Raw genomic sequence first — 26,124 nt, 5'->3', positions numbered from 1 at the left:
CGGAGACATTTATTTCGCACAAATTGAGCAGTCCTAATTGCTTCATCAATGGCTTGGTATTGAGTTGTTTTCCCTTGAGCTTTAAATTCTAAAACTATCATTTGACTCGGAAAACCTCTACGTCAATTAGTTTAACGCAATTCGAGTCTAAACGGAAATCGAGACGGCGACTAAAGTCGCTTATCGACTTATCCCCATGTCTAAAGCCAGGGGCTTGCGTCTCGCTTTTCGGTCAATTCAATATCCTCAAAATGTCAAAATTGTCGATAGCCCCGTCCGCCTATGCGGCGGGGTAGTTCACCCCGATCGCAGATGCTCGCATACAACCTGTGTCCGCGACCTAGTTAAAATAGTTGAGATGCTTTCAGAACTAGGGAGAGGGAAGCTCAGGTGACAAGCAACAGAGCAACTCACAACCAAGAGAATCGTCAGTTTTCCACTAGAATACCCCTAAGTTCTAGTTATTACGCCCTGTTGGGGCTACATCCTTCTGCATCCGCAGTAGAAATCCGGCGAGCGTATCGAGAACTGAGCAAACGCTACCATCCCGATACTACAGAACTGCCAGAAGCGATCGCCACTGCCAAATTCCAACAACTCAACGAAGCCTACGCCACCCTCAGTAACCCAGAGCGACGCTTACACTACGATACTAAAATCGGCTATTCCCGCGTCACCGTCATTCAACCACCCTCAGACCTCAACCGTCCCGTTTCCGACAAAGGATACGAATCTTCCTCAGCTTATCTCGACCCCACAGACAGACCCCTCTCCCCCGGCGAAATATTTGCACTATTTATCATGCTAGTTACCTTTGTGGGATGTCTGCTATTAGCGATCGCCATCGGACTGACCCAACCCGTATCGCCGTCGAATCAAACTGTACAACAGCAAGTCAGTCCCACTCTAACACCAACGGAGAAATCGATTCCATCACCAGAAATGAAAATTTGATAATTCCGGGCAACTACTAGGACAGTAAGTTAGCAAGCCCACTCAGTCGGAATAGCGACTATAGTGAGGATAGTTCAGTTCCACATGATTATGCTTCCAGCCGATACCCCTTTGTACAACCATCCCCTCCCGGAAATAGAACAGTGGCTAAGAGATCGGGGATGCGAACAAGACCGCAACGAACTGCATTGCTGGCGAGTCGAACGATCGACCTGGAAAGCCGAACTGTGCCTAGATATAGATCAACTGACCGTGCGTTACATAGAAGCAGGAGAAAACGGTAAAGACATCCAACGCGCCTTCAAATACTCCCTCACTCGTCGCGATATCGAAGCAGCGGTTTTCTCTGGCCCATAATCCGATTTTAGATTGTAGATTTTAGATAGAATTTAAATCTACAATCTGCAATCTAAAATCTATAATTGCTACACTTTTCCAAAACGACGATCGCGTTTTTGATAATCGCACAAAGCTCGATGAAACTCGGTTCTGTCAAAATCAGGCCACAGAGTTTCAGTAATATAAATTTCCGCATAAGCCATTTGCCAGAGGAGAAAATTGCTAATTCGCATTTCCCCACTCGTGCGAATCAATAAATCCGGGTCGCAAATACCTGAAGTATAAAGATGCTTTTGAAATAACGCTTCATCAATTTGTTCCGGTTGCAGGAGACCTTGTTGCACCTGATGCGCGATCGCTCGAGCTGCCTGCACAATTTCCTGGCGTCCACCGTAATTCGTCGCCACAGTAAACTTAATACCCTGATTGTCCTTAGTTTCGTTCATCGATCGCTCAATCTCTGCTTGGAGCGATCGAGGCAGAGCATTCAAATTACCCACAAACCGAATTTGAACATTCTCCTCCATCATCTCCCGCAGCTCCTGCCGCAACACCCGCTCAAACAGAGTCATCAAAAAATCAACTTCCTCCAGCGGGCGTCCCCAATTCTCCGTAGAAAAAGCGTAGGCAGTCAGCGCTTCCACGCCCCAATCCCTACAACAGCGCAATAAATCCTTAAGCGCATCAACCCCCCGGCGATGGCCCACGATCCGAGGTAGCCCCTGTCGCTTAGCCCACCGACCATTTCCATCCATAATCACCGCAACGTGCCTGGGCAGTCGTTCTCGGTCTAGATCGGCAGGCAGTTCTTGTAAGAGAGTTTGCTTAGCAGTCATTTTTTTTCTCTAGAAGCCGATGATGGCAGACGGAGTAAACGCGAGACCAGCTGAGCCCTAGAACCGATCTGACGGCCTAAAGTCCGCAGATTCGGAGCCACAACTCTCTCATCGCTCGATGAAGAGAATCGCGCCTCCAGCAGTTCCTTCAGTTTGCTGCTGGTCAAAGGTCTATTTAGAGTACCCCTTTCGGCTAGCGAAATAGAACCCGTTTCTTCAGATACAACAATACACAAACAGTTTTCGACGCGCTCAGTAATTCCCATTGCCGCCCGGTGGCGCGTACCCAGCTGCCGCGAAGCCGTGCGTTCCGAAAGCGGCAAAATCACCCCAGCCGCCATAATCCGAGAACCGCCAATCAAAACCGCCCCATCGTGCAATAGGGTAGTCGTCTGGAAAATAGTTTGCAAAAGTTCTTTCGACACTTCCGCATCGAGTTTTACACCCGGAACAGAAAAATCTCGTTCGTCGATCGGACTGCTGGTTTCCATCACAATTAGCGCACCGATCCGGTTTTGCGAAAGTTCCTTAACCGCATCGACAATTTCATCGATCACACTATCTGCCTGAGCCGTAGTTCTCCCGGAGGAGTGAAACAGCTGCGTGATTTCCCCCCGACCTAATTGTTCCAGAAATCGACGAAATTCGGACTGGAAGATCACAGCCATCGCCACAGCAGAGCCCACCACCAACTTTTCCAGCACAAAATTCAACAGAGCCAGCTTCAGACTGTTACTCACAGCCGTTGCCAGCATGAGGACAATAAATCCCCTAACTACCCAAAGGGTGCGTCGCTCACCAATGATGACAAGCACCACATAAGTGAGAGCCAGAACCAAACCGACATCAAGCAAGGAATGAGTCCAGCTTAGGTTTGTCAGCAGTCGCTCAAGCGCATCTCCCATTAGATTTGCTAATCGTTAGTGGTTAGTAGGGGCGGGTTTCTCAATCTGCCCCTACAGCTATTGCTAGGGGCGGGGAAAGCTTTCCCCGCCTATACAGAAGTTAGCAATTAGCGGTGATTGCCAACTAATTACTAACTACATAACTACTATCGACTGTTTAGCTTCAGTCGTTCTGGGAGACGATCCTGTCGCACCAAGTCTTGATAAGTTTCTCGCTGCAAGATCGTGTTAGCTTCCCCATCTTTCACTAAAACCCCTGCCGGTTTGGGCACGCGATTGTAATTGGAAGCCATGCTGTAATTGTAAGCACCAGTACTCATAACTACGAGGATGTCTCCCGGTTCGGTTTGAGGCAGCTGGATATCTTTGATGAGAACGTCTCCCGATTCACAGTGTAACCCTGCAATTGTTAACGTTTCCGTTAAAGGAGCCGACATCCGATTGGCCACTACAGCTCGATAAACTGATTGGTAGGTAATCGGACGGGGATTGTCAGACATACCACCATCAACCGACAGGTAAGTGCGTATGTCCGGAACCTCTTTGCGGCTGCCCAAGGTGTAAGCTGTGACGCAAGCAGGGCCAACCAGAGAACGTCCGGGTTCGCACATCAGCGTCGGCAGAGGTACTTGCTGTGCTTGGCAGGATGCGACGATCGATTCGCTCACCGTTTTCACCCACGCTTCGATACTGGGAGGATCGTCTGCTTCCGTGTAGCAAATTCCTAAGCCACCACCGATATTCAAGCGCGTCACCGGCAATCCCAAGGAGGCTGCTTTATCCAGCCACTGCACCATTACCCCAGCCAAATCGCGATGGGGTTGCAGCTCGAAAATTTGAGAGCCGATGTGAGCGTGTATTCCCACACAACAGAGCGAAGCAGCTTGGCTGACAAAACTCAGTACCTCATCGACTTGGTTGGGATCGAAGCCAAATTTACTGTCTAGGTGGCCAGTGCGGATATATTCATGGGTGTGGCATTCAATACCGGGGGTCAGCCGCAGCATTATTTTAACTGCTGAGGAGGTATTTGCCAAAGAAGCCAAAGTTTTTAGCTCCAGCCAATTATCGACCACGATCGTGCAGCCGGACTCTACGGCAAACTCAAGTTCGCCACGGGATTTATTGTTACCGTGAAAATAGAGCCATTCCGGATTGACACCGGCTGATATAGCAGTGTATAATTCGCCACCAGATACAACGTCTACTGCCAAACCTTCACTTGCCACGATCGCGCAAATAGCAAGGCAATTCCAAGCCTTCGAGGCATAAACAATCTGAGAATTACCCGGATAGTAGCGCTTAAAATTATCCCGATACTGACGGCAAGCCGTCCTCAGTGTTTCTTCATCCAAAATATACAGCGGCGATCCGAATTGCCGAACGAGAGTAGTTACATCACAACCGCCAATTTCCAGGCAATCACGGTTGTTTACCTTGGCTGTAAGCGGTAGAAGTTGTTGATTGGGCGAAACAGTCTCTGATGTATTGGTGGTAGGTGGCAAATACTGACTGCCAGAATTGCGAACCTCTACCGGGTGAGTTGATACCATAATGTGGGAACGATCCAACGTTAGAATGACAGGCGTAAGTGCGTCTCGTTAATCAGTGTACAATTGAGGGCTCTTAACTTTTTAAACATAAAACCGCTGACCGCAGAACTACTACCCGCAGTAGTCGAACTCGATCGACTGTGTTTTGGTGGACTTTGGACTCTGGAGGGCTATCAAAAAGAGTTAGATAGTCGCAACAGCGATATTATTGTTCTTCTGGAAGACGATCGCAGCGAGGCAAAACCTGCAAATGAATCCCCCGACTCCCCTACTTTCCGACTCCCCCCCTTACTTTCTCAACCTACACTTTTGGGGCTAGGATGTCTATGGGCGATTTTAGATGAAGCTCATATCACTATTCTGGCCGTACATCCGAACTATCGCTCTCAAGGCTTTGGTATGGTGCTGCTAACAGCTCTATTATCCTCAGCTAAAAAGCGCTCTTTGTCACGAGTAACTCTGGAAGTGGCAGCTAATAACGAAATAGCACTATCCCTTTACCAAAAGTTTGGCTTTCAAATCGCCGGACGGCGACGGGGTTACTACCAGGATACGGGTGAAGATGCTCTGATTCTATGGCTTAGCGGTCTCGGACATCCGCATTTTGAGCAAACTTTGGCAGACTGCGATCGGCAAGTTCGCTCTCGCCTTATTGCACATGGCTGGGATTTAAGCTCAGCAGAAATAAAAAAAATTTAGAGATTCGAGAGATGAGAATTCAGACTGAATTTTATTTGGATCGAGTCCCAATTTAAAATCTAAAATTTGCAATCCCTCAAGGGTCTCATCGGCTATCCGTACTAATTGTCTACTCCAAGAGTGTGACAGCCGAACAAATTGCCTATGCTAGAATCAAGCTTACCGGAACTAAGCAGGTGATGGAAGGCTGCCATGTTTGAGCGCTTTACAGAGAAAGCAATTAAAGTAATCATGTTGGCCCAGGAAGAAGCACGTCGCCTGGGACACAACTTTGTAGGTACAGAGCAGATCTTATTAGGTCTGATTGGAGAAGGGACCGGCGTCGCCGCCAAAGTACTTAAATCAATGGGCGTTAATTTAAAAGATGCTCGCATTGAAGTAGAAAAAATTATTGGTCGGGGTTCTGGATTCGTTGCTGTCGAAATTCCTTTTACTCCACGGGCAAAGCGCGTTCTGGAGTTATCCCTGGAAGAAGCACGTCAACTGGGGCATAACTACATCGGCACGGAACACCTGCTTTTGGGCCTAATCCGGGAAGGGGAAGGCGTGGCAGCAAGAGTCCTGGAAAATTTAGGCGTTGACCTCTCCAAAGTCCGGACGCAAGTGATTCGGATGCTGGGCGAAAATACCGAAGTAACCCCAGGCGCAACTCAAGGGCGCACGAAAACACCAACTCTCGATGAATTTGGCTCGAACCTAACTCAGATGGCTGGGGAAGGTAAGCTCGATCCTGTAGTGGGTCGTCAGCGGGAAATCGAACGGGTGATCCAAATCTTGGGTCGTCGCACGAAGAACAATCCAGTGTTAATTGGGGAACCGGGTGTAGGGAAAACGGCGATCGCAGAAGGTTTGGCACAACGCATCGCTAATAACGACGTACCCGATATTTTGGAAGAAAAACGGGTCGTTACTCTGGATATCGGTTTGTTGGTTGCAGGCACAAAATATCGGGGTGAATTTGAAGAACGCCTCAAGAAAATCATGGATGAAATCCGTCAAGCCGGAAATGTCATCCTCGTAATAGACGAAGTGCATACCCTCATCGGTGCTGGTGCCGCAGAAGGTGCCATTGATGCCGCCAATATCCTCAAACCCGCACTCGCTAGAGGCGAACTCCAGTGCATCGGTGCAACAACCCTCGATGAATACCGCAAGCACATCGAACGAGATGCGGCATTGGAACGCCGCTTTCAACCGGTGATGGTGGGCGAACCAACGGTAGAAGAAACTATCGAAATTCTATATGGCTTGCGCGATCGCTACGAACAGCACCACAAACTGAAAATTTCTGACGAAGCTTTGTCAGCTGCGGCGAAATTATCCGATCGCTATATTTCCGATCGCTATCTGCCAGATAAAGCCATCGACTTAATTGACGAAGCAGGTTCGCGGGTACGTTTGATTAACTCGCAATTGCCACCAGCAGCAAAAGAACTCGATAAAGAACTGCGTCAGGTACTTAAAGAAAAAGACGATGCAGTGAGATCCCAAGATTTCGATCGTGCTGGGGAATTGCGCGATCGCGAAATGGAAATCAAAGCTCAAATTCGCGCTATTTCTCAAAGCAAAAAGACAGACTCCACTGACAAAGATTTATCGCCAGTTGTCACCGAGGAAGATATCGCCCAAATTGTGGCATCCTGGACTGGCGTTCCCGTCAACAAGCTGACCGAATCTGAATCCGAGAAGCTGTTGCACATGGAAGATACCCTGCACCAGCGCTTGATCGGACAAGAAGATGCGGTAACGGCTGTTTCTCGCGCCATTCGTCGCGCCAGAGTCGGTCTGAAGAACCCCAACCGTCCGATCGCCAGCTTTGTCTTCTCTGGCCCAACAGGGGTAGGTAAGACAGAATTAGCCAAAGCATTGGCTTCCTACTTCTTCGGTTCTGAAGAAGCTATGATCCGACTCGATATGTCGGAATATATGGAACGCCACACCGTATCCAAGCTAATCGGTTCCCCTCCCGGTTACGTTGGCTACAACGAAGGCGGTCAGCTCACAGAAGCAGTGCGCCGTCGTCCCTACACTGTGGTGCTATTCGACGAAATCGAAAAAGCCCACCCCGATGTGTTCAATATGCTCCTGCAAATCTTGGAAGACGGTCGCTTGACCGACGCCAAGGGACGCACCGTGGACTTCAAGAACACATTGCTGATCATGACATCCAACATCGGCTCGAAGGTAATCGAGAAAGGCGGTAGCCAACTCGGCTTCTTCGATGGCGCTTCCGAAAGTCAAGCTGAAGCTCAGTATAACCGCATTCGCACCCTGGTTAACGAAGAACTCAAACAGTACTTCCGCCCAGAATTCCTCAACCGTATCGACGAGATTATTGTCTTCCGCCAGCTCAACAACGAAGAAATCAAACGCATCGCCGACATCATGCTGCGCGAAGTATTTACTCGTTTAACCGAACAGGAAATCACGCTGGAAGTAACAGAAGCCTTCAAGAATCGCTTGGTGCAAGAAGGTTACAATCCCAGCTACGGTGCAAGACCTTTACGTCGCGCAATTATGCGTTTGTTGGAAGATGTTCTCGCCGAAGAAATCCTTTCCGGACGCATCCACAGCGGCGATACGGCTGTAGTAGATGTGGACGATCAAGGTCAGGTTAAGGTTTTACAAGGTCAAAAGAAAGCTTTGACACCAAGCGTTCTTGAAAAGTAATGCTTTTTGAGTGTTGAGTTTTCACATCAAACCAATTAATTCTATGAGAAAACGGTAGAACTTGTTTCTACCGTTTTTCGATTGATTCCAACCCACACTCTTTTTTATTCACCTGTTGAAAATAAACTTAGGACTTGGGCCAAGCAACCGGGTTTCTCTACATTTTTCCCAAAAGTATCAAAATTTGGCCACTGAGTATGGGAGAGTTAGTTTCAAAAGTATTTGGAAACAAGCACAACTGGAGGATGAATAATGAAAGAATATGTTGTTATTTTTGAATGCGCTGGCACTAACTATTCAGCTTATGTTCCTGATTTACCTGGTTGTATTTCAACAGGGAAAACTTTGGCAGAAACAGAAAATAATATTAAAGAAGCAATTGAGCTTTATATTGACACTCTTCGAGAAGATGGTCAACCGATTCCAGAACCATCACTTAAAGCAAAAGCAATTTCTGTTGCAGCTTAATTATCAATACTTATCAGCTTAGTACCAAAGACCCAATCTCTTTTAATTTTTACCACTCACCCAGTTTGCTGTTTTGCTGCTTGTTTTTTTGATACTTATTCTCTAAATTCTCTCATTATCCCCAATTTACAACATAAAACGATGTCTGACATCTGTCGGAAGAAGGGTAACACTCAGCCTTAAAAAAATTTAGGATAGAAACGAAAACTAATCAACGTTCTTGAGGTAATCAAGCGATTCAAAGCGGATGGATAGTATCAAGCGACGAGTTTTGTTAGACAAGCCGCGATTTCAACCCCTGGACGCAAAAGTGCGATCGCTTTAGCATTTACGTAAGTTCTGAAACAATAAGTATGAAATTTTACCTTGGCTGTTTATTACGTTACACCATCAACACACCCAGCACTCTGGTGTTCAATATCCATGTAGTTAATAGTAACTACCAACGCATTTCCCACGAAAAGCTAAATTTACAACCGGGTGTGAAGTTTGAAGAATATATTGCACCTGTAAGTGGAAATCGATATGTACGAGTTAACGCGCCTGTGGGCACATTGGAAGTTAACTATGAAGCAACAGTCGAATTGTCAGACTTTTCGGCAGACCCCAATACAATTCCTGAAGTGACGATCGCAGATTTGCCGATGGAAACTCTACAATATCTTTATCCCAGTCGCTACTGCCAATCCGATCGACTGATGGGTTTGGTGCAGAGTGAATTTGGAGAATTAGAACCCGGTTATTCTAGAGTTAGTGCGATTTGCGACTGGATTTATAACAAAGTTACGTATATTTCCGGTAGCAGCAATTCTGAGACTTCGGCTTACGACACAGCTATGCAACGCACGGGTGTTTGTAGAGATTTTGCCCATCTAGGCGTTGCTTTCTGCCGCGCTTTGAATATTCCAGCGCGTTTTGTCAGCGCTTATGCTTACGGTCTCAATCCCCCCGATTTTCACGCTTGTTTTGAGGCTTATCTGGGCGATCGCTGGTATCTGTTTGATGCCACCCGTTTGGTGCCGTTAAATAGTATAATTCGTATTGGAAAGGGTCTCGATGCGGCAGATGTCGCTTTTGCTACCTTGTTTGGTTCCGTACAAATGGCAGAAATGAAACTGTTTGTAGAACCATCACAAGTAGAACAACTCGACAAAGCTTCTACTGAAGCTATGGCGATCGCAATTTCCTAACATCACTTCGGAAACAGAATTTGAATAACACTCCCAGTGCCAAATCAAATATTGGCCTGGGCTTTTGCCTTTCGCTTTCCTGCTAACCAGAAACACCCTGACTGATTTTAGAATAAAGTTGCCAGATTAACAGCTTGTGGCTTTGGCAGCGATCAATTCACGAGACTCTTGCTTAACATAACCGGACATCGCTGCCTGCTGCAACTTCAAAAACGCATTCATATCTTCTAAATCGTACTTCCTGCTGAGAAGATGCCGTAATTGATTTTCGGCTTCCACAGTCAAATAACCTGTTGCTATAGCTTGTTGCACCACATCGCGGATCATCATACAACTCTCTCAACTCACTGACTAACTACTGTCAGTATGGGACTTTTCGCTAGATTGCCTGTTGACGCGACTCTCAGAGATCCTGTGATGTTCCCTGAAACTAGCGCGTGACTCCACAATCGGTTTTAGGTGATCCGCTGAGCTATGGGCTGTGACGCAGATCATCTGATTGCTTCCCCCTAAAGAAGGAATTTTGTCTTAGGGCACAAACAAGCGTAGCAATCGTGCGATCCGTGAGAAAATAATTAATTTGGACTTAAACAAGTTCAACAAGAAACGGGCTGACAGCCACTCTATTGCTAAAAATACTTCTATGGACTATCACGAAAAAGATTTGGCAGATTCTTCATTTGGATGGAGATTATGGCGTCAAATCAGGGAAAATCTGGCAATTTTGGCGATAGCGCTGACAATGGCTCTTTTATTGCGGACTTTTGTCGCCGAACCGCGTTATATTCCCTCTGATTCTATGCTACCGACATTACAAGTGGGCGATCGCTTGGTCGTCGATAAGCTCAGTTACCGCTTTCATTCCCCAACAACAGGCGATATTGTAGTTTTCGATCCTCCCCCACAACTGCAAATTCAGGGATATGCTAAAGATCAGGCATTCATCAAACGGACGATCGGCCTACCCGGTCAATTGGTGAGGATCGCTAACGGCAAAGTATATCTCGATCGCCAACCTCTCCAGGAAGATTACATTGCCGAACCTCCCGCCTATGAGTGGGGCCCGCGAACAGTTCCCCAAGGCGATCTGTTTGTGATGGGAGATAACCGCAATAACAGTAATGATTCCCATATTTGGGGATTTTTACCGCAAGAAAACATCATCGGTCGCGCTTTCTTTCGTTTTTGGCCCCTAAACCGCATTGGCTTTGTCAAATGACACAGACAGAAACCCGGTTTCTTCAAGAAACCGGGTTTCTGGAATCTTAAACTCAAAACCTGAAGTAGTGCATCAATTGAGCGATCGTATCTGCGGGTAAAGATAACCTGATCTGTAAATCGGCTAAATCTCGGTAATAACCGCCAGACTGGCGATTCTGCACGATCGATTGTGCCAAAAAAGTATCGATCGCCGGAATTTTACTCAGCATTTCCACGGAAGCAGTGTTTGGGTTGATCTGTTGAGGCGTATAGACACTCTCAGGGTCGTAGTAACAAAAGCTGAGAATCGGTGCTAGAGGTTTAAGTCGCTCGCTAGGCCAGCTTAACGCCGCCGCGACATCCTCCAAACAATGAAACTGTACACCAGAGCGAGACAGAGAAACTAGCGATCGTGCCTGGTGAATCGACAGTCCCGGCAGCCTTAACCAATCATCTACAGTGGCGCGATTCGGATCGATTTTAATTCCCAGCGACGCCGCCACAGCGATTTCTTCAGTTGATTGCAGCCGATAGTAAGGATCGCTGAGAATTCGCTGGCGGAGATAATTCTGCTTTTGCCGCGAGATGAGCCAGTCCCCAAATCCCATATACCTTACACCATTTGGTCAAGTAGCTTTCGGCGCTTTTGCTCGAATTCATATTCTGTGATCAGTCCATCTTGGCGCAACTGTTCGAGTTGACGCAAAGCTTCCGCATAAGCAGCCACTTGTTTGGGGTCAACTCCCGATTTTACAGCTACTTCTGTATGGAGATTAAAGTTGCGATCGAATTGATCTCGATCTTGAACTAAATACCAAAATCCTTCAATCGCGCTAGCCACATGGGGAATGGGAGTCCACGATAGCACCAAATACAGAATACCCCACACCGGTTGTCCCAAATAAAACTTGTGGAGCCCCGAAACAGGTATCACCGCTCCACTAAAAGCCAAAATCGCCGCCACTTTTCGACTTTTCGGCTTACTCAACATCCTGTTGCCTCTAGAACCTGTGGTTTTCTTATCTTATCGAAAAATTGGGTTGAAAACCCCGTCGTTCTACGACGGCTTTTGGTAAAATTGAACGCAAGCGGAACATAAGATGTAGTTGTGGCATACGAACTTACTCGCTGGATAAAGACTAATGCCACCAATCCGAATAGGTTGCTCCAATGCCTCACTGCCCTCTAAAAAAAATATGGCATAGGTGGGAGAAAATAGAAATTAAATACCGTAGGGCATACGGAAATTCACGCTTGGGGAGTAGTCCTTGCAGAGTGCTTGCTGTAAAAGGTGTAGTCGGACTAGACATGAAACTGTAAGGCCAAAGCTAAGTTTACTTAGTGGCGGCAGGATTCAGCCCAAGAATCCTCGTACCTTGAGGTCGAGGAGTGTCAAAATATTAATTTGCTTCCTCCATCTGAAGCTTGGTCGAGCCAAAAAAATCGATCGCGATCGACCTTTGGGCAAATTTTTGGAAAGATAATTGCAGACTGGACTAGAATTGTAGCAGATGCGATCGAATTAGCCACTAATCCAAATTTTCGACTGAATGGAAGCGCAATGGGATTTTTTGACTCTGAGATTGTTCAGCAAGAACTAAAGCAACTAGCTGAGGATTATCAATCCCTCATCCAACTTGGCAATAACTACGGCAAATTTGACCGCGAGGGCAAAAAGCTGTTCATCGAGCAATGGGAAGCGATGATGGAGCGCTATCGCATTTTTATGAAGCGCTTTGAGCTTTCCGAAGATTTCATGGCTCAAATGACCGTGCAGCAACTGAAAACTCAGTTAGGTCAATTTGGGATTACGCCCCAGCAAATGTTTGACCAAATGAGTTTTACCCTCCAGCGTATGAAGGCAGAACTGGAAAAGCAGCCCTAGTCCCATTGAGTTTTAGATTTTAGGTTTTAGATGATTGGGCGGCTTGTCAGTTTCTGATAATTGTTCGCTTCGCACCAACTTTACCCATCTAAAATCTAAAATCCAAAATCTAAAATTTCTTAGGGACGAGGACGCTTAAACTTGGAAGCCGATGGGAAGTATTCCACAGAGACGCCATTCATCGCTTTAAGCATAAAATTACGCCAAATCGGCGCGGCGTAATGACCGCCCGTTACACCAGATGCCAAACGTCTGTTATCATCTCTACCAATCCAAATAGCCACAGACAATTGCGGTACAAAGCCAACAAACCAAACATCTTTTTCTGAAGAAGTTGTACCAGTTTTCCCAGCCGCAGGGCGACCGATCTGAGCTAATTTTCCAGTACCGCTATTAATTACGGATTGCATAGCGCTGGTAATAGAAGCAGCTGCCCAAGGATCGAGAACTAGCTTGGGTTTGGGCGTGTTGTCCAGTAACACGTTGCCGCTAGAATCAGTCACTTGCACAATGAAGGTGGTATCGGATTGCCAACCGGTACTGGCGAAGGTCGCATAAGCGCTGGCCATTTCCATCGGCGATAAACCAATAGCCCCCAGAGGTAGAGAAATCACAGGTTCCATTGGGCTCTTAATGCCCAAAGTCCGGCAAACTTCAATCACCTTATCCAACCCCACAGCCCGTCCCATTTTCACTGCCGGAACGTTACGCGATACTTGTAGTGCGGCTCGAATGCTCATCGCTCCACCAAAAGTATTGTCGTAGTTTCTGGGAGCGTAGCCGCGACTGCCATCGCGATAGCGAACAGGAGTGTCGTAGACAGTAGATTCCGGCGAATATTTACCAGTAGCGAACGCCGCATAATAAACGAACGGCTTAAAGGCAGATCCTGGCTGACGGCGAGCTTGAGTAGCTCTATTAAACTGGCTCTTGCTGTAGTCGGAACCTCCTACCATCGCCTTGACAAAATGGGTGCGGGGATCGACTGCTGCTAGAGCCAGTTCCGTACCCCACAATCCGCGGCGTTGCAATCTCGCGTGTTCGCGACCGATGAACTCTTCCGCCATACGTTGGAAATTGAGGTCAATCGTAGTTTGAACTCGCATCCCGCCTTTTTCCACCGTAGAGCGTCCAAAGCGTTGGATCAACTCCTGAGTGACAGCATCGGTGACGTATGGAAGCAAACTTTTCTGAAACGAGGTAGGTTTACCTAATTTAAGCACTTGCTTCTTCGCGGCGGCTTCTTCTTCGGCGGTAATCCAATTGAGCTCCCTCATCCTCCCCAAAACCTGTGCTTGTCGGGCTTTTGCTTTCTTGTAGTTCAGAAAGGGGCTGTACTCTTCTGGAGCTTGAATTAAACCTGCCAACATCGCTCCTTCCGCCAGGTTTAAATCGGCAGCGCTCTTGCCAAAATAGCTTTCCGAAGCGGTTTCAATCCCATAGTTGTTATGACCCCAGTAGACCTGATTCAGGTATAGCTCTAAAATTTTGTCTTTCGTAAGGATTTGCTCCAAGCGTATGGCCATCACCGCTTCTGCTACTTTACGGCTAAAAGCCCGCTTGTGATTGAGAAATATATTTTTGACCAACTGCATGGTCAGCGTCGAACCACCTTCTACGACCCCACCTTTTTCCCAGTTGGCTTTGATGGCGCGACCGACACTGCTTGGGTTAATGCCGTGGTGCAGGTAGAAGTGGCTATCTTCAATAGCCATCACAGCTCGTTTGAGTTCGGGAGAAATTTTGTCCAGGGGGACGACTTCGCGATTTGCTTCACCGTGGATACTGGCAAGCAACTTGCCTTTGATATCGTAGATGTGAGTTGTTTCTGACGGAGAGTAGGTGCCCATAATCCTCACATCTGGGAGGTTGCGGAAGCTAATCGCTAGGCCAACCAGCCCGCCAGCTACAATGGAACTGGTTAGCATGGTGACGCTCAGAAGAGTTCCGCCAGTGACTTTAGCGATCGTCTGAACAAAGTTAAATCCTGGTGCGATCGTTGTGGATGGCTTTTGTCGGAGTGTGTTGGAGGACACGGCGATTTGACTTCCTCAAAGAAAACAAACTGAACAAGAAAAACGGCGACTGGATAGTCCTTATGATTGTTATATTCCAACTACTTATTATGGGGACAGGAAGATTCTAAGTAGGAAACTGTCTGTACACCTAACCGTTGGGTCGTGGTTTGTCGTGCAACCCACCCCTATAGGAGTTGAGAGGATTAACTGGTTCTGGCCAGAAGCTATAGATCCAGTAAAACTGATTTATCTGGCTTTGGAAATACATGGATAAACCTGCCCCTGACAAAGCTGATTAAACTACTACAGATATTCTGGCTGCTTTTACAGTTATAGTAGTCTGGCTGTTAAGCATTTCTATTGTCAACCCTCATCGGTTATCGGTCATCAGTAAAGGCTCAAAAGTCAAAAACACTTTTGAGGCTTGAGAAATGACAGTTTTATTGCGAACCAAACTGGACATTGGCAAAGTATGGCCTCCCATCAATCGCCTAGTATTACCCAAAACCTCGCCTGGTTGTACCGAGGCGTGAGTGAAATTTTTCCCAATCTTACAGATTCTCAAAATCGTCATGAAAATTTGGTCGAACGGTTAGCGCAGACAAATCGGCCCTTGCGAGTCAAGTTGGGGATTGACCCCACAGGTGCAGATCTCCACTTAGGCCATAGTATCCCAGTCCGAAAGTTGCGGGCATTTCAGGATGCCGGTCATACAGCTGTCCTCATCATTGGTGATTTTACCGCTCGCATCGGCGATCCCACCGGTAAATCGGAGGTGCGCCAGCAACTGACACCGGCACAAGTGGCGCAGAATGCCCAAACTTATCTCGAACAAGTGCGCCCAATTCTGGATTTTGATACGCCCGGACGGCTGGAAATTCGCTATAACTCAGAGTGGCTCTCCAAGCTGGATCTGGCCAAGATTATGGATTTGCTATCCACGATGACTGTAGGACAGATGTTGGCCAAAGAGGGTTTTGCCCTGCGCTACGAGAAAGAAAGCCCTATTTATCTGCACGAGTTTCTCTACCCGTTGATGCAGGGTTATGACTCTGTGGCAATTGAGGCGGATGTGGAGTTGGGAGGAACAGACCAGAAGTTTAATATTGCTGTCGGCAGAGATTTGCAAAGATATTTCGGTTTATCGCCTCAGTTTGGAATGTTGATGCCAATTTTGATCGGTACTGATGGCGTGCAGAAAATGTCGAAGTCTCTGGGCAATTATGTGGGTTTGCGGGAAGATGCGCTGACAATGTACCAAAAGCTGCGACAAACGCCAGATATTTTGGTGGAGCAGTATTTTGAGTTATTGACGAATATCCCTTTAGATACATTGCCAGAAAATCCACGCGATCGCCAAATTCTTCTGGCTTTGGATATCGTTACCCAGTATCACGGCAAGGAAGCTGCCGAAAAAGCTAAAGAAGATGCGGAAAAAATAGCTCGCGGTAAGACGGAACAAGCCGAAGCATTACCCGAATTTTCCCTAGAAAATATCCAGTTTCCCGCTAAATTGTTCTATATCGTCAGTGCCAGCAAACTGTGTAAAAGCAGTTCGGAAGCTCGACAGAAGATTCAAGAGGGAGGAGTGCGACTGGATGGCGAAAAGGTGACAGATGTAAATCTTAGCTTTGATTCTCCAGCTTCTTTGCAAGGACGGGTGTTGCAAGTTGGCAAAAATAAGTTTGTCCGCTTGGTCAATCCAAATTAGCTGTTCGGGAAATTGGCGATCGGTAAATTAAGTAATGGCCAACAATAACAAGATTATCGTTCCCTTGGATGTACCAACTCAAGAGCAAGCGATCGCTCTGGTTGAAAAACTGCCCCAGGTAACATTCTGGAAAGTCGGTTTAGAGCTATTTGTCAGTACCGGCTCGGAAATTCTGACCATCTTGAAAGAGCGACAAAAGCGCATTTTTCTGGATCTCAAATTTCACGATATCCCCAACACCGTCGCTGGTGCTTGCCGCGCTGCTGGTAGGTATGGAGTAGATTTACTCACCATCCACGCCACTGCCGGTCGTAAAGCCTTACAGGCAGCTAAGGCGGCAGTTGCGGAAGGTGCGGCTGCTTCTGGCTATTCACCACCAAAGTTAATTGCCATCACGCTATTAACAAGTTTGAATTCGCGGGATTTAGCTTTTGACCTCAAAATTCCCCTAGAATTACCAGAATATGCTTTACAGATGGCGCTGTTAGCTCAAGAAGCGGGTTTGGATGGGGCAGTTTGTTCGCCCCAAGAAGTAGCGCAATTGCGACAAACTTGCGGCGATCGCTTTCTGTTAGTATGTCCGGGAGTGCGACCGAAGTGGGCTGAAGCTGGAGATCAACAGCGAAATCTCACGCCAGCAGAAGCTATTAAAGCAGGAGCCGATTATCTGGTGATCGGTCGTCCCATCACTGCTGCACCCGATCCAGTTGCCGCTTTTGAACGCATTTGCGACGAGATTTAAAAGTGAAAAGCCAAAAGTACTTTCCCAGACAGATTTTTAGGAATAAAGGTAAAGTCAAAATATACAGTTTTATATGTTTGCTTTTACCTTTTTACTTTTGGCTTTTTCCCGTCACTTCATCTCTAGCAGCAAAAAGAGAAAGATTTTCTTGTCCTGCGGATGTGGAAACATTAATAAATATTTTATTGCGGGATTTACCGAGTTATGCTAATAGGGTAACTCAACGAGCTAGACTTCGTGACCGCAGCCTTGATGTGTACGGTTATTTTATAGTGGCAGGTCAAGCTGAATTTTCACCACTAACCCTTGGCCCTGGCGAATATAACCCGACAACATCGCAGGGGGGAGACAATATTCAGCAGGTTTTTTTCACTACATTGCAACGCAGATATACAAGCAAAAAACCAGTTCAAATACAGGATTATCACTGGTTATTTCTGACAAAAACTGAAAGTGGTTGGCGATTGGCGATGATGTTTTCTATGACTGGGCCTTATCCGGCAGGAAGACCTCCCACTGCACCGAGAGATAGCAGTTATGGAGTTATCGGTCAGGCGATCGAAATTTGGTTGCGGGATTGCTATGCGGGAACGGTGCGATCGCAAAAGATCCAGTCAAAGCCCTAAATAGAACTATTAAACCAAACCCTACAGCACTTCACCTCCAAACAAAAAACTAGCTGGTAGTGGCTGTATCCAAAACTGCTTGCAGCCGACTTCTGAATTCTCCTTTAGGATGGCCGCCTTTAACCTCTCCCAAGATTTTAAACTCTCCTTCTGGAGAATCGCAGATCAGGTAGGTTGGCCATCCCATTTCTGCTTTATCCGGATACTGGGTTAAAAGAATTTTGCGATACTTGCGGTAAGTGGCGGTATCCTGCATTTTTACATCGATAAATTGCAAACCCAGTTCTTCAGCTACTTTCTGGTCATAAAACGACATCTTATGGCAAATGCCGCAGTCTTCAGAAGAAAATTTGATTACGGCTCTATCCATCGGTAGAATTCTCCTCGCTTTGCAAAAGGCATTTCCTTCCTTATTAAACCCTTAAGTGTTGAAGGATACAAGAGTAACCACTCTGCTTGCAGATAGATGAATAAAAACTGGGCAACTAATACCTTGTTTTTCAGGTAGTTGCGGGAGTGTGTCTTGAAACAAACGAGACTGGAATTATTATATGAACTCGACATCCCAGAAGGCAACTATTTAGGGGGATTGATTCACTACCGCCAAACCGATATGAGCAGGTTCTTTGAGATGATTGCGGCTATCGGTGAGTATGCACACAAGCACGGTTATTTTGGCGTTATTGGTTTCGATGAGCTGGAAGATAAAGACGGACAATTGTATGCGATCGATGCCAATTTCCGAGTCAACGGTTCGACTCCGATGTGCTTGCAGCGTCATACTCTATTAGGACTGGGAAAGGAAGTTGCTAAATATTCGAGTGACTACCGCATGGATGGCGCATTGGACTCGGTTCTCACAACTCTGAGAGCGCACCTCGATCGCAAAGATTTTATCATCCTGTCGGCTTTAGAGAAGTCTAAATACGGAAAAATTTACACGGAAATTTACGGGATAGTTACTGGAGAGACGATCGAGGAGATGCAGCACATCGAGCATAACTTAGAAAGTAAGGGATTGCAAGGTATTGAGTAAAATGTATACGCGATCGCTAGCAATTGATACATTAGCTTTATCCCTAAGAGAGAACCAACGCATCAAATACTCAGCCAAAATGATAGTCAAAACAGCACTACTAGGGAGTTGGTTCTCATTATGGACAAAACCCCGACATTTAAAACAGAGAAGGTGAGAAATACTCAGCATTTAATCGCAGACATAGAAATGCTAATAAACAGAATTAAGTTGCTGAGAATCCAGATAGCTTTGCATTTGATATCGCCGGAAGTTACCCCCTTTGGGGGTAACTTCCGTTAAATAAAATTTACCGATCTGCTCGCTCCGGTAAATTTGGCTCTCCCGTTTTTGTGGTAATAAGGAAAGGTTATATTATCGTAGGGTGGGTTAGGCACAGGCGATAAATTCAGCACTTTCGATCGATAATTAACTCTCCGTGCCGTCACTCACAGATCTCACATCGGTAATATAGATAAATACTTTTCACCATAAATCCCAAAGACCAGGAAATTTTGTATTTAGGATAACAAAGTTACTTAATAGGGAACTCTTCCTTAAGCGGGGGTAAGACACCTCTAAGGATGAAGTTTGAATTTTTGTGGCTGCGATTAAATGTAATTGAAGAAGCGATTTTACCTTCAACACTTACAGAAATATCGTAAAAATCGATCGGGAGCTATAGATGACATTAGCCATCATTGTTCACGGTGGAGCGAAAACCATCACCGAGGAGAAAGTTGCAGCTAACTCTCAAGGAAGGCAGACACCCAGACGAAGCAGCTCAGATGGCGATCGAAACTCTGGCATCGAAGGTGTCAGGAGAGGCTGGGTGCGTTCTGGTAGACCCGCAAGGACGGGTTGGTTGGGCCCATAATTCCACGGACATGGCTTGTGCTTATATGACCGCAGGACATGACAAAGTGGCTGTCTTTACCAAGAAAAAACAACTCGCCCATCGCTGAATTTAATTTGGATTCGATCGATCCACAACCCGTGTTTTAACCTCCGAATTGCATTCGGGGGTTTCTTGGTTTTAGTGAAAATTCCGATCTTTAAATTTATCCCAGTAAAAGCTTCACGATATCTTTGCAATCAAAAACAAGATCGGCGGCTAATATAGCTTCAGATCAAATTCTGATTCCACTAAAAACTGCCTTCATCAAAAAACCCCCGCCTCTTAGAGTCGGGGGAGGTTGTCTTATCAGGGTGCATCTACCATCTCTTTGTTCGATCGGCAAGCCTTCGGATCGGGATAAAACTCAACTAAATTGGCAACAAGAACTGCCCAGCAGCCAATCCAAAATCCTCTCATACCGCGATCGCCGCTCTAGGTGCTGATTTTACGCGGGCTGGAGACGATCGCACTATAACCACAGCAAACATCTCTAAAAATCGAAACTTTAACCAGTTAAATTAATCTACTTAGTATAAGAGCGAATCCTTCGCTTTGGAGTTGGCGATTTCTAAAGCTAACGAAATTGAGGAGTTGAGCGGGAGAGAAGGGTAGCAATGACTCAGGAATTTTACGTATCCGTTACACCAATAGAAAAAGACAAATACCTCGTGCGAGCAGAATCGCTAGCGCCAGGAGTGCGATCGACACAAGAGCAGGTAGTTTGGCCCGTTGAAAATTGGTTGGCCCAAGCCGCAAAACTGCTGGATTCTTTGCCAGCAGAGTCAAGTCCCCAGTCTCTGGCAGTATTGGGCCAACAGCTTTACAGTGCGCTGTTTCAAGGTACTCTGCTCAATAGCTGGACAACTGCTCAAGAAATCGCTCGATCGAAGCCAGAGGTATTGCGGTTGCGACTGAGTTTGGAAGACGATCGTTTGGCGCATCTTCCTTGGGAACTCCTTTATAGTGGCGATTTGGAAAAAACAGATACAGTTTCGCCAGATTCTTTTCTCGTCCTCAGCACCAGTGTGGCTTTTTCTCGCTGCGTTGGCAAACAATCTTCTCCAGATAGCACCCAAAATTCCAAAGGGGATATGCAAGGAACGCTGCAAATTTTGAAAGCTAATTTCTCGGATAAACTCGATCGCGACCATCGCGCAGCTGAGTTGCACCAAAGCGGTATCCCCTGCGTGCTAACTATCCCGCCAGAAATTCCCGACGAAGTTGCTTCTACCTTCACGGAGTTAGTTTACGACCACATCAGTCAAGTTTACCCAGTCGAGATTAGTTTGAGTCTGGTACGACAGGAATTAATCTCGATTTACGGTTTCGATCGCTTTTACTGGGTTTTACCTATCCTCTATCTTCACCCGCAATTTGATGGATTCATCACTATCCCCCAGCAAACGCTAGAATTTGGTGAATTCCATCAGTCTGACGTCGAGGAGTGGGAGGAATTTGGAGATGAGTCGATGTGCGATCGTTTTGATGATGAAGAAGACTCAGCTTTCATTTCCGGTCTGCTCGGTCAAATATCGAAACCAAATCCAACTCCAGAGTTAGCAAACCAAATTGTCACCGAATCGGACGTCAATCCCAAACTTCCCGCTCCGTCAATAGATGAGCGATCGATTTCCGTCCCCATTACCGCCAGTTCCGAATCTCCTGCGGATGTAAATGCTCAGCCTATTCTAACTCAGACAAAAGACCGAGAAGAAATAGAAGCGAGAAATTCCGATCTAAAAGTGAGCAATTCGATCGAAAGATGGTATAGAGCGGCTCTAAGCGATCGCCCACTTCGTAATTTTTTACCGAGCGGGAACAAAGCCGTACTACTTTTGCCTATTGCTGTATTACTTTTGACACCTTTGAGTTTCTGGCTTTTCCGCCAGCGCTGGTCTGGTGTAGGATCGCGATCGGCAAGTTTTATATATGAGGAAGTAGCTACGCCGCCTCCGCAACCTAAACCTTCAGCAAAAACTTCTGCCTTCGATATTAAAAAAACCAGTTCTGCGACTGTTAGCGCGATGGCAGTTAAACATTTTAAGCAAGGTAACTTATCGGCTGGGCAAAGCATGGTAAAAGTCTTGCTAGATAGGGGAAATATTAAACAAGCAAAAGCTGTCCTAACTACCTTATCAAAAGAGCAAAAAAGTCATCCAGATATCAGCTTTTTGTTCGGAAGATTGGCTTGGCAATCAGTGCGGAATGGAGACAAAAGTTACAGCTTAGATGATGCGCGGCGTTATTGGGAAACCGCTGTAAAAGGGCGTGACAAATTGCCGCTTTACTACAACGCGCTCGGTTTTGCTTACTATGCCCAAGGTAACTTAAATCGTGCCAATCAAACTTGGTTTGAAGCTCTTTATCGAGCTGAGGAAGAAAAAGTTGCTCAATCCGAATCAGCGACCAAAGAAAGAACGGAAAACTTCGCGCAAATACCAAACAAATCAGTTGCCAGTCACGATGCTCTAACTGCATATGCAGGATTGGCATTAGTTTTGAAGCACTCAGCTAAAAATCAGCCAATTGATGAGCGATCGCGTTTGATTGGGGAAGCGCTCAAACTGCGTACAAAGGTGATGCAAGACGATCCCACTAATTTTAAACCTTCTGCACTGCAAGCTAACTGGCTGTGGAGTAAGCAGGCGGTAGAAGATTGGCGATCGCTACTTCAAATGAAACGCTAAAATCGCTATAATTTTCAGATTTAAGGCTTTTTACTTGAGGGAATTATATGGCGATCGCAACTCAGATCGGGCAGTCAACAGTTGATTCATCTGCAACTTTTGGTGGAACGACTATCGGTGGTTTATCGGGTCTTACCTTTGATGGCAGCAATTTCTATGCTATTTCTGACGACAAAAGCAATGTGCGCTTTTACACCCTGAATATCGATCTGAGTTCGGCGGCTTTACCAGTTACTTTCACAGGCGTGACCCTGCTGAGAGACTCAACTAATAACCTTTTTGTTTCAGATGTTGCAGACCCAGAAGGAATTACCTTTGCTGGCGGTGGGAATATATTTGTTTCTTCAGAAGGAATGTTTTCCACAAGTACACCCCAATTTATCAATCGGTTCAATATAGCATCAGGTATTCAAAACTTTTCTCTGCCTATCCCTACTCCTAAATATGACGTATCGCCAGCAGATACTAGCAATGGTATCCGCAATAATCGGGGTTTTGAAAGCGTATCGATTACTCCTGACCAACAGTTTTTATTTACAACGACAGAAGTTGCCTTAGAACAAGATTCCACATCAGATAATGGCAGCCCTTCTCGCATAGTCAAATATAACTTATCTACTAACTCTATAGAAGGAGAATTTGTCTATAACTCCGATTCTGGCAATGGTGTTTCCGATCTTTTGGCATTGGATGGAAATACCCTCCTCGCCATAGACCGCCATGTTGATTTGGGTTTTGGCAAAATATATCAAATATCGTTACAAGGGGCGACTGATGTAAAAAATAATCCCAGTTTGATAGCTTCTGGCCTTGGGGGTATTACATTAGCGTCAAAAACTCTTGTCCTTAACGGGCTATTTGCCAATTATGAAGGCATGACATTGGGGCCAATTTTGCCGAATGGAAAGCGATCGCTCATTCTTGTCAGCGATAATGATTTCGGTTTGGGTTTTGGCTTATCTACTCAGTTTGCTGCTTATGAAATCAACAGCGCTCCCCTCCTCAATAACAGCGGGTCGCCAACTCTAACAGCAATCAACGAAGACGATATTACTAACACAGGCACTTTAGTTTCTCACATTATTGCCAGTGGTGCTGGTGGCAACCCAATTACCGACAGCGACCCCAACGACCCAGAAGGAATTGCAGTAACGGCAGTAGATAATACCAACGGCACTTGGCAATTTTCCACCAACGGCGGTAGCAACTGGACAGCCTTCGGCACTCCCTCAGAAAGTGCCGCGAGGTTACTAGCATCGAATGCTAATACCAGAATTCGTTTTGTCCCCAACGCTGACTACAACGGTATCGTTAACTCAGGCATTACCTTTCACGCTTGGGATGGCACAACTGGCACTAATGGCAATACAGCAAACATTACTACTAGCGGAACTGGAGGGTTATTCTCCTTCAGTACCGCTACCGAAACAGCCAGCATCACTGTTAACCCAGCTGGTCCCACGCCGCCTTTAAGCGTGGTTATTAACGAAGTCGCTTGGATGGGAACTCAGGCTGATTTCAACGATGAATGGATCGAACTTTTCAATCCTACTGGAAGTGCGATCGATTTGAGCAATTGGACGCTGACATCTAACGATGGCAATCCCAACATCACGATTCCGGCTGGGAAAACAATTGGCGCTGGTGGATACTTCCTTTTAGAGCGCACTGTTGATAACACAGTTAGCGACATTTCTGCTGACTTAATCTACACAGGCGCATTAGTTAATAGTGGCGAATCGCTCACCCTACAAGACAGTAAAAGTAATGTAGTTGATACTGCCAATATTGATGGCGGTGCATGGCCTGCTGGAGTAAATTTTAGCGCCAATGCTCGGTTTACAATGGAACGAATTTCGGCTAAAGCTGCCGATACAGACAGTAATTGGCGCACCAACGATGGGATTAACCAAAATGGCAAAGATGCTGCTGGTAATGTAATTCACGGTACACCCAGGTCTGCTAATTCCCTCGGCGCTATTCCGACACTTAGTATCGATGATGTGACTGTTAACGAAACAGATAGCGGTACTACCAACGCCACATTTACCGTTTCTCTTTCTAATGCCAACAGTCAAACTATTTCTGTTGATTATCTTACTGCTGATGGTACGGCTACCTCGCCAAATGATTACACTGTTACTAAAGGTAGTCTGACTTTTCTACCAGGAGAAACCAAAAAAACTGCGATCGTTCCCGTAGTTGGCGATATTCTAAATGAAAGTAACGAGACTTTTTTTGTTAATTTAAGCAATCCCAGTAAAGCTGCGATCGCAGTTAGCAAGGGACAAGCCACAATTACTGATAATGACCCTTTACCGACGCTTTCTATCGGTAACATTACTATTACTGAAGGTGACAGCGGTACCAGCAATGCTACTTTTACAGTTAGTCTTTCTACTATTTCCGGTCAAACTGTCGCTGTAGATTACATTACAACTAATGGTACTGCCAGCGATACTTCTGATTACACTGCTAGTAAAGGCACTGTTACGTTTAAAGCTGGAGAAACTACACAAAATATTACTATTCCCATCCTTGGCGACACCGTTAACGAAAGCCAAGAAAACTTTTTTGTTGCTCTTAGCAATCCCAGCAACGCTAGTATTGCTGTCGCTAAGGGAGAAGGCATTATTAATGATAACGATCCGCTACCGAGTTTATCTATTGATAACGTCACTGTTACCGAAGGCAACAACGCTACTTTTACGGTTAGCCTTGCTGCTATTTCCGGTAAAACTATCAGCGTTGATTACTTTTCTAGCAACGGAACTGCTACTTCCCCAAATGATTACACTACCACTCAAGGGACTGTCACATTTAAAGCTGGAGAAACTAAACAAAATATTTTTATTCCAGTCGTTGATGACAGTCTGACTGAAACGCAAGAAAACTTTTTTGTAAGCTTAACTAATCCCAACAATGCTACTATAGGTGTTGCTAAGGGACAAGCCACAATTATTGATAACGATGCCGTTAATAATCCACCAGTGAATACAGTACCTGGTATTCAAAGTACGAATGAAGATAATGCTTTAACTTTCAATGCAGCTAATGGAAATTTAATTGCGATCGCCGATCCTGATGCAGGTAACAATCCAGTTCAAGTTACTTTGAATGCTAGCAACGGCATTTTAAATTTATCTGGCACGAATGGGTTGAATTTCAGCGGTGGTAATAATGGTAGTGCAAACATGATTTTCAGTGGCACAATTAGTAACATTAATACTGCGTTGAATGGCACGATATTTACGCCATCTCCTAATTATAATGGTGCTGCAAATATTCAAATTATTACTAACGATTTAGGCAATACTGGCACAGGTGGTGCTTTAAGCGATACCGATTCAGTCAATATTACTGTTAACTCAGTTAATGATGCGCCAATTGTAGTTGCACCGATTCCCAATCAAACGGCAACTGCTACTACACCCTTCAATTTTACTTTTGCAGCTAATACATTCAGCGATGTAGATATTGGTGATACTCTCTCTTACACGGCTACTCTTTTTAATGGAGATCCCTTACCTACGTGGCTAAGTTTTGACCGGATTACCCGTACTTTCAGCGGTACGCCAAATGTTAATAATGTAGGAACTATAAGACTGCAATTGACAGCAAAAGATGGTAGTGGTGCTAGCGTTAGCAATCTATTCGACCTCGTAGTTAATGACTCGTTACCAATAACTACTCCGACTCCCCCGACTCCCCCGACTCCCCCGACTCCC

At 45.8% G+C, this 26,124-nt stretch carries 21 protein-coding genes and 3 pseudogenes; 15 read left to right on the top strand and 9 right to left on the bottom strand.

The features are described 5' to 3' along the window. Window positions 1-101, bottom strand: a pseudogene (locus H6G03_RS38355) (transposase); the annotation flags it as partial. 343 nt (window positions 102-444) lie between these two features. Between H6G03_RS38355 and H6G03_RS30175 the strand changes: the two are divergent. Together H6G03_RS30175 and H6G03_RS30170 are read left to right on the top strand one after the other, a co-directional pair. Further along, entirely contained in the window at window positions 445-954 is a 510-nt protein-coding gene (locus tag H6G03_RS30175; RefSeq protein WP_456057596.1) for a J domain-containing protein, read from the top strand. 84 nt (window positions 955-1,038) lie between these two features. After that, window positions 1,039-1,311, top strand: a complete 273-nt coding sequence (locus H6G03_RS30170) for a DUF3143 domain-containing protein (protein ID WP_190473225.1) — start codon at window positions 1,039-1,041, stop codon at window positions 1,309-1,311. 68 nt (window positions 1,312-1,379) lie between these two features. On the opposite strand, the gene H6G03_RS30165 is transcribed toward H6G03_RS30170, so the two are convergent. The 3 genes from H6G03_RS30165 to lysA form a co-directional block, all read right to left on the bottom strand. Beyond that, window positions 1,380-2,129 (bottom strand): isoprenyl transferase, encoded by a 750-nt coding sequence (locus tag H6G03_RS30165; protein WP_190473209.1) that lies wholly within the window; start codon window positions 2,127-2,129, stop codon window positions 1,380-1,382. Then, on the bottom strand, window positions 2,126-3,034 hold the full coding sequence (cdaA, locus tag H6G03_RS30160; protein ID WP_190473207.1) for a diadenylate cyclase CdaA: 909 nt from the start codon (window positions 3,032-3,034) through the stop codon (window positions 2,126-2,128). Before cdaA ends, H6G03_RS30165 begins: the two co-directional genes overlap by 4 nt. Before the next feature lie 146 nt (window positions 3,035-3,180). Then, complete coding sequence (gene lysA / locus H6G03_RS30155) at window positions 3,181-4,587, bottom strand: diaminopimelate decarboxylase (RefSeq protein ID WP_190473203.1); 1,407 nt, start codon at window positions 4,585-4,587, stop codon at window positions 3,181-3,183. A 63-nt stretch (window positions 4,588-4,650) separates the two neighbouring features. On the opposite strand from lysA, the gene rimI reads away from it, so the two are divergent. The 4 genes from rimI to H6G03_RS30135 all read left to right on the top strand — a co-directional run bounded on the left by rimI (window position 4,651) and on the right by H6G03_RS30135 (window position 9,614). Then, the gene (gene rimI / locus H6G03_RS30150) at window positions 4,651-5,286 is read left to right on the top strand and encodes a ribosomal protein S18-alanine N-acetyltransferase (protein WP_190473201.1); all 636 of its coding nucleotides are present in this window, start codon (window positions 4,651-4,653) and stop codon (window positions 5,284-5,286) included. A gap of 192 nt (window positions 5,287-5,478) precedes the next feature. Beyond that, complete coding sequence (locus tag H6G03_RS30145) at window positions 5,479-7,956, top strand: ATP-dependent Clp protease ATP-binding subunit (RefSeq protein ID WP_190473197.1); 2,478 nt, start codon at window positions 5,479-5,481, stop codon at window positions 7,954-7,956. 252 nt (window positions 7,957-8,208) lie between these two features. Continuing rightward, window positions 8,209-8,424 (top strand): type II toxin-antitoxin system HicB family antitoxin, encoded by a 216-nt coding sequence (locus tag H6G03_RS30140; RefSeq protein ID WP_190473193.1) that lies wholly within the window; start codon window positions 8,209-8,211, stop codon window positions 8,422-8,424. A 353-nt stretch (window positions 8,425-8,777) separates the two neighbouring features. After that, window positions 8,778-9,614 (top strand): transglutaminase-like domain-containing protein, encoded by an 837-nt coding sequence (locus tag H6G03_RS30135; protein WP_190473190.1) that lies wholly within the window; start codon window positions 8,778-8,780, stop codon window positions 9,612-9,614. Between the two features lie 126 nt (window positions 9,615-9,740). Here H6G03_RS30135 and H6G03_RS30130 read toward each other — a convergent pair whose 3' ends face one another. After that, window positions 9,741-9,944 (bottom strand): hypothetical protein, encoded by a 204-nt coding sequence (locus H6G03_RS30130; RefSeq protein WP_190473186.1) that lies wholly within the window; start codon window positions 9,942-9,944, stop codon window positions 9,741-9,743. A 313-nt stretch (window positions 9,945-10,257) separates the two neighbouring features. Between H6G03_RS30130 and lepB the strand changes: the two genes are divergently transcribed. Then, window positions 10,258-10,833, top strand: coding sequence for a signal peptidase I (lepB, locus tag H6G03_RS30125; RefSeq protein ID WP_190473183.1), 576 nt, complete (start codon window positions 10,258-10,260; stop codon window positions 10,831-10,833). A 52-nt stretch (window positions 10,834-10,885) separates the two neighbouring features. Here the strand turns inward: lepB and H6G03_RS30120 are convergent, their stop codons facing one another. Both H6G03_RS30120 and H6G03_RS30115 read right to left on the bottom strand, forming a co-directional pair. Then, window positions 10,886-11,422 (bottom strand): ComEA family DNA-binding protein, encoded by a 537-nt coding sequence (locus tag H6G03_RS30120; protein WP_190473180.1) that lies wholly within the window; start codon window positions 11,420-11,422, stop codon window positions 10,886-10,888. Window positions 11,423-11,427: 5 nt separating this feature from the next. Then, entirely contained in the window at window positions 11,428-11,805 is a 378-nt protein-coding gene (locus H6G03_RS30115) for an NINE protein (RefSeq protein WP_190473177.1), read from the bottom strand. A gap of 570 nt (window positions 11,806-12,375) precedes the next feature. Between H6G03_RS30115 and H6G03_RS30110 the strand changes: the two genes are divergently transcribed. Beyond that, entirely contained in the window at window positions 12,376-12,699 is a 324-nt protein-coding gene (locus tag H6G03_RS30110) for a DUF1825 family protein (RefSeq protein ID WP_190473222.1), read from the top strand. A gap of 119 nt (window positions 12,700-12,818) precedes the next feature. Here the strand turns inward: H6G03_RS30110 and H6G03_RS30105 are convergent, their stop codons facing one another. Further along, the gene (locus H6G03_RS30105) at window positions 12,819-14,735 is read right to left on the bottom strand and encodes a transglycosylase domain-containing protein (RefSeq protein WP_407650768.1); all 1,917 of its coding nucleotides are present in this window, start codon (window positions 14,733-14,735) and stop codon (window positions 12,819-12,821) included. Between the two features lie 454 nt (window positions 14,736-15,189). On the opposite strand from H6G03_RS30105, the gene tyrS reads away from it, so the two are divergent. The 3 genes from tyrS to H6G03_RS30090 are packed head-to-tail and all read left to right on the top strand — an operon-like array spanning window position 15,190 to window position 17,796. Further along, a complete protein-coding gene (gene tyrS, locus H6G03_RS30100) occupies window positions 15,190-16,428 on the top strand; it encodes a tyrosine--tRNA ligase (protein WP_190473174.1) in 1,239 nt (412 codons plus the stop codon). A 34-nt stretch (window positions 16,429-16,462) separates the two neighbouring features. Continuing rightward, entirely contained in the window at window positions 16,463-17,170 is a 708-nt protein-coding gene (pyrF, locus tag H6G03_RS30095) for an orotidine-5'-phosphate decarboxylase (protein WP_190473171.1), read from the top strand. A 2-nt stretch (window positions 17,171-17,172) separates the two neighbouring features. Next, window positions 17,173-17,796, top strand: a complete 624-nt coding sequence (locus tag H6G03_RS30090) for a hypothetical protein (RefSeq protein ID WP_322112004.1) — start codon at window positions 17,173-17,175, stop codon at window positions 17,794-17,796. 49 nt (window positions 17,797-17,845) lie between these two features. Here the strand turns inward: H6G03_RS30090 and H6G03_RS30085 are convergent, their stop codons facing one another. Further along, entirely contained in the window at window positions 17,846-18,166 is a 321-nt protein-coding gene (locus H6G03_RS30085; RefSeq protein WP_190473168.1) for a thioredoxin family protein, read from the bottom strand. 183 nt (window positions 18,167-18,349) lie between these two features. Here H6G03_RS30085 and H6G03_RS30080 point away from each other — a divergent pair. The 4 genes and pseudogenes from H6G03_RS30080 to H6G03_RS30065 form a co-directional block, all read left to right on the top strand. Next, window positions 18,350-18,832: pseudogene (locus H6G03_RS30080) on the top strand (carbamoylphosphate synthase large subunit); the annotation flags it as partial. Window positions 18,833-19,563: 731 nt separating this feature from the next. Continuing rightward, window positions 19,564-19,776, top strand: a pseudogene (locus H6G03_RS30075) (isoaspartyl peptidase/L-asparaginase); the annotation flags it as partial. Window positions 19,777-20,323: 547 nt separating this feature from the next. After that, on the top strand, window positions 20,324-22,396 hold the full coding sequence (locus H6G03_RS30070) for a tetratricopeptide repeat protein (RefSeq protein ID WP_190473164.1): 2,073 nt from the start codon (window positions 20,324-20,326) through the stop codon (window positions 22,394-22,396). A gap of 47 nt (window positions 22,397-22,443) precedes the next feature. Next, window positions 22,444-26,124 (top strand): esterase-like activity of phytase family protein (locus H6G03_RS30065; protein WP_190473159.1); only part of this gene is annotated, 3,681 nt, incomplete at its 3' end.

The sequence above is a fragment of the Aerosakkonema funiforme FACHB-1375 genome (genome assembly GCF_014696265.1).
Classification (GTDB): Bacteria; Cyanobacteriota; Cyanobacteriia; order Cyanobacteriales; family Aerosakkonemataceae; genus Aerosakkonema; species Aerosakkonema funiforme_A.
Note: the sequence above shows the minus strand (reverse complement) of the source record. Positions and strands in the feature narration are given on the sequence as shown.

What these genes read in the sequence shown, in the direction of transcription:
- H6G03_RS30170 (WP_190473225.1), top strand. Translation starts at nt 1,039, where the DNA reads ATGATTATGCTTCCAGCCGATACCCCTTTGTACAACCATCCCCTCCCG.
- H6G03_RS30165 (WP_190473209.1), bottom strand. Translation starts at nt 2,129, where the DNA reads ATGACTGCTAAGCAAACTCTCTTACAAGAACTGCCTGCCGATCTAGAC.
- cdaA (WP_190473207.1), bottom strand. Translation starts at nt 3,034, where the DNA reads ATGGGAGATGCGCTTGAGCGACTGCTGACAAACCTAAGCTGGACTCAT.
- lysA (WP_190473203.1), bottom strand. Translation starts at nt 4,587, where the DNA reads ATGGTATCAACTCACCCGGTAGAGGTTCGCAATTCTGGCAGTCAGTAT.
- H6G03_RS30145 (WP_190473197.1), top strand. Translation starts at nt 5,479, where the DNA reads ATGTTTGAGCGCTTTACAGAGAAAGCAATTAAAGTAATCATGTTGGCC.
- H6G03_RS30140 (WP_190473193.1), top strand. Translation starts at nt 8,209, where the DNA reads ATGAAAGAATATGTTGTTATTTTTGAATGCGCTGGCACTAACTATTCA.
- H6G03_RS30135 (WP_190473190.1), top strand. Translation starts at nt 8,778, where the DNA reads ATGAAATTTTACCTTGGCTGTTTATTACGTTACACCATCAACACACCC.
- H6G03_RS30130 (WP_190473186.1), bottom strand. Translation starts at nt 9,944, where the DNA reads ATGATGATCCGCGATGTGGTGCAACAAGCTATAGCAACAGGTTATTTG.
- lepB (WP_190473183.1), top strand. Translation starts at nt 10,258, where the DNA reads ATGGACTATCACGAAAAAGATTTGGCAGATTCTTCATTTGGATGGAGA.
- H6G03_RS30120 (WP_190473180.1), bottom strand. Translation starts at nt 11,422, where the DNA reads ATGGGATTTGGGGACTGGCTCATCTCGCGGCAAAAGCAGAATTATCTC.
- H6G03_RS30115 (WP_190473177.1), bottom strand. Translation starts at nt 11,805, where the DNA reads ATGTTGAGTAAGCCGAAAAGTCGAAAAGTGGCGGCGATTTTGGCTTTT.
- H6G03_RS30110 (WP_190473222.1), top strand. Translation starts at nt 12,376, where the DNA reads ATGGGATTTTTTGACTCTGAGATTGTTCAGCAAGAACTAAAGCAACTA.
- tyrS (WP_190473174.1), top strand. Translation starts at nt 15,190, where the DNA reads ATGGCCTCCCATCAATCGCCTAGTATTACCCAAAACCTCGCCTGGTTG.
- pyrF (WP_190473171.1), top strand. Translation starts at nt 16,463, where the DNA reads ATGGCCAACAATAACAAGATTATCGTTCCCTTGGATGTACCAACTCAA.
- H6G03_RS30085 (WP_190473168.1), bottom strand. Translation starts at nt 18,166, where the DNA reads ATGGATAGAGCCGTAATCAAATTTTCTTCTGAAGACTGCGGCATTTGC.
- H6G03_RS30070 (WP_190473164.1), top strand. Translation starts at nt 20,324, where the DNA reads ATGACTCAGGAATTTTACGTATCCGTTACACCAATAGAAAAAGACAAA.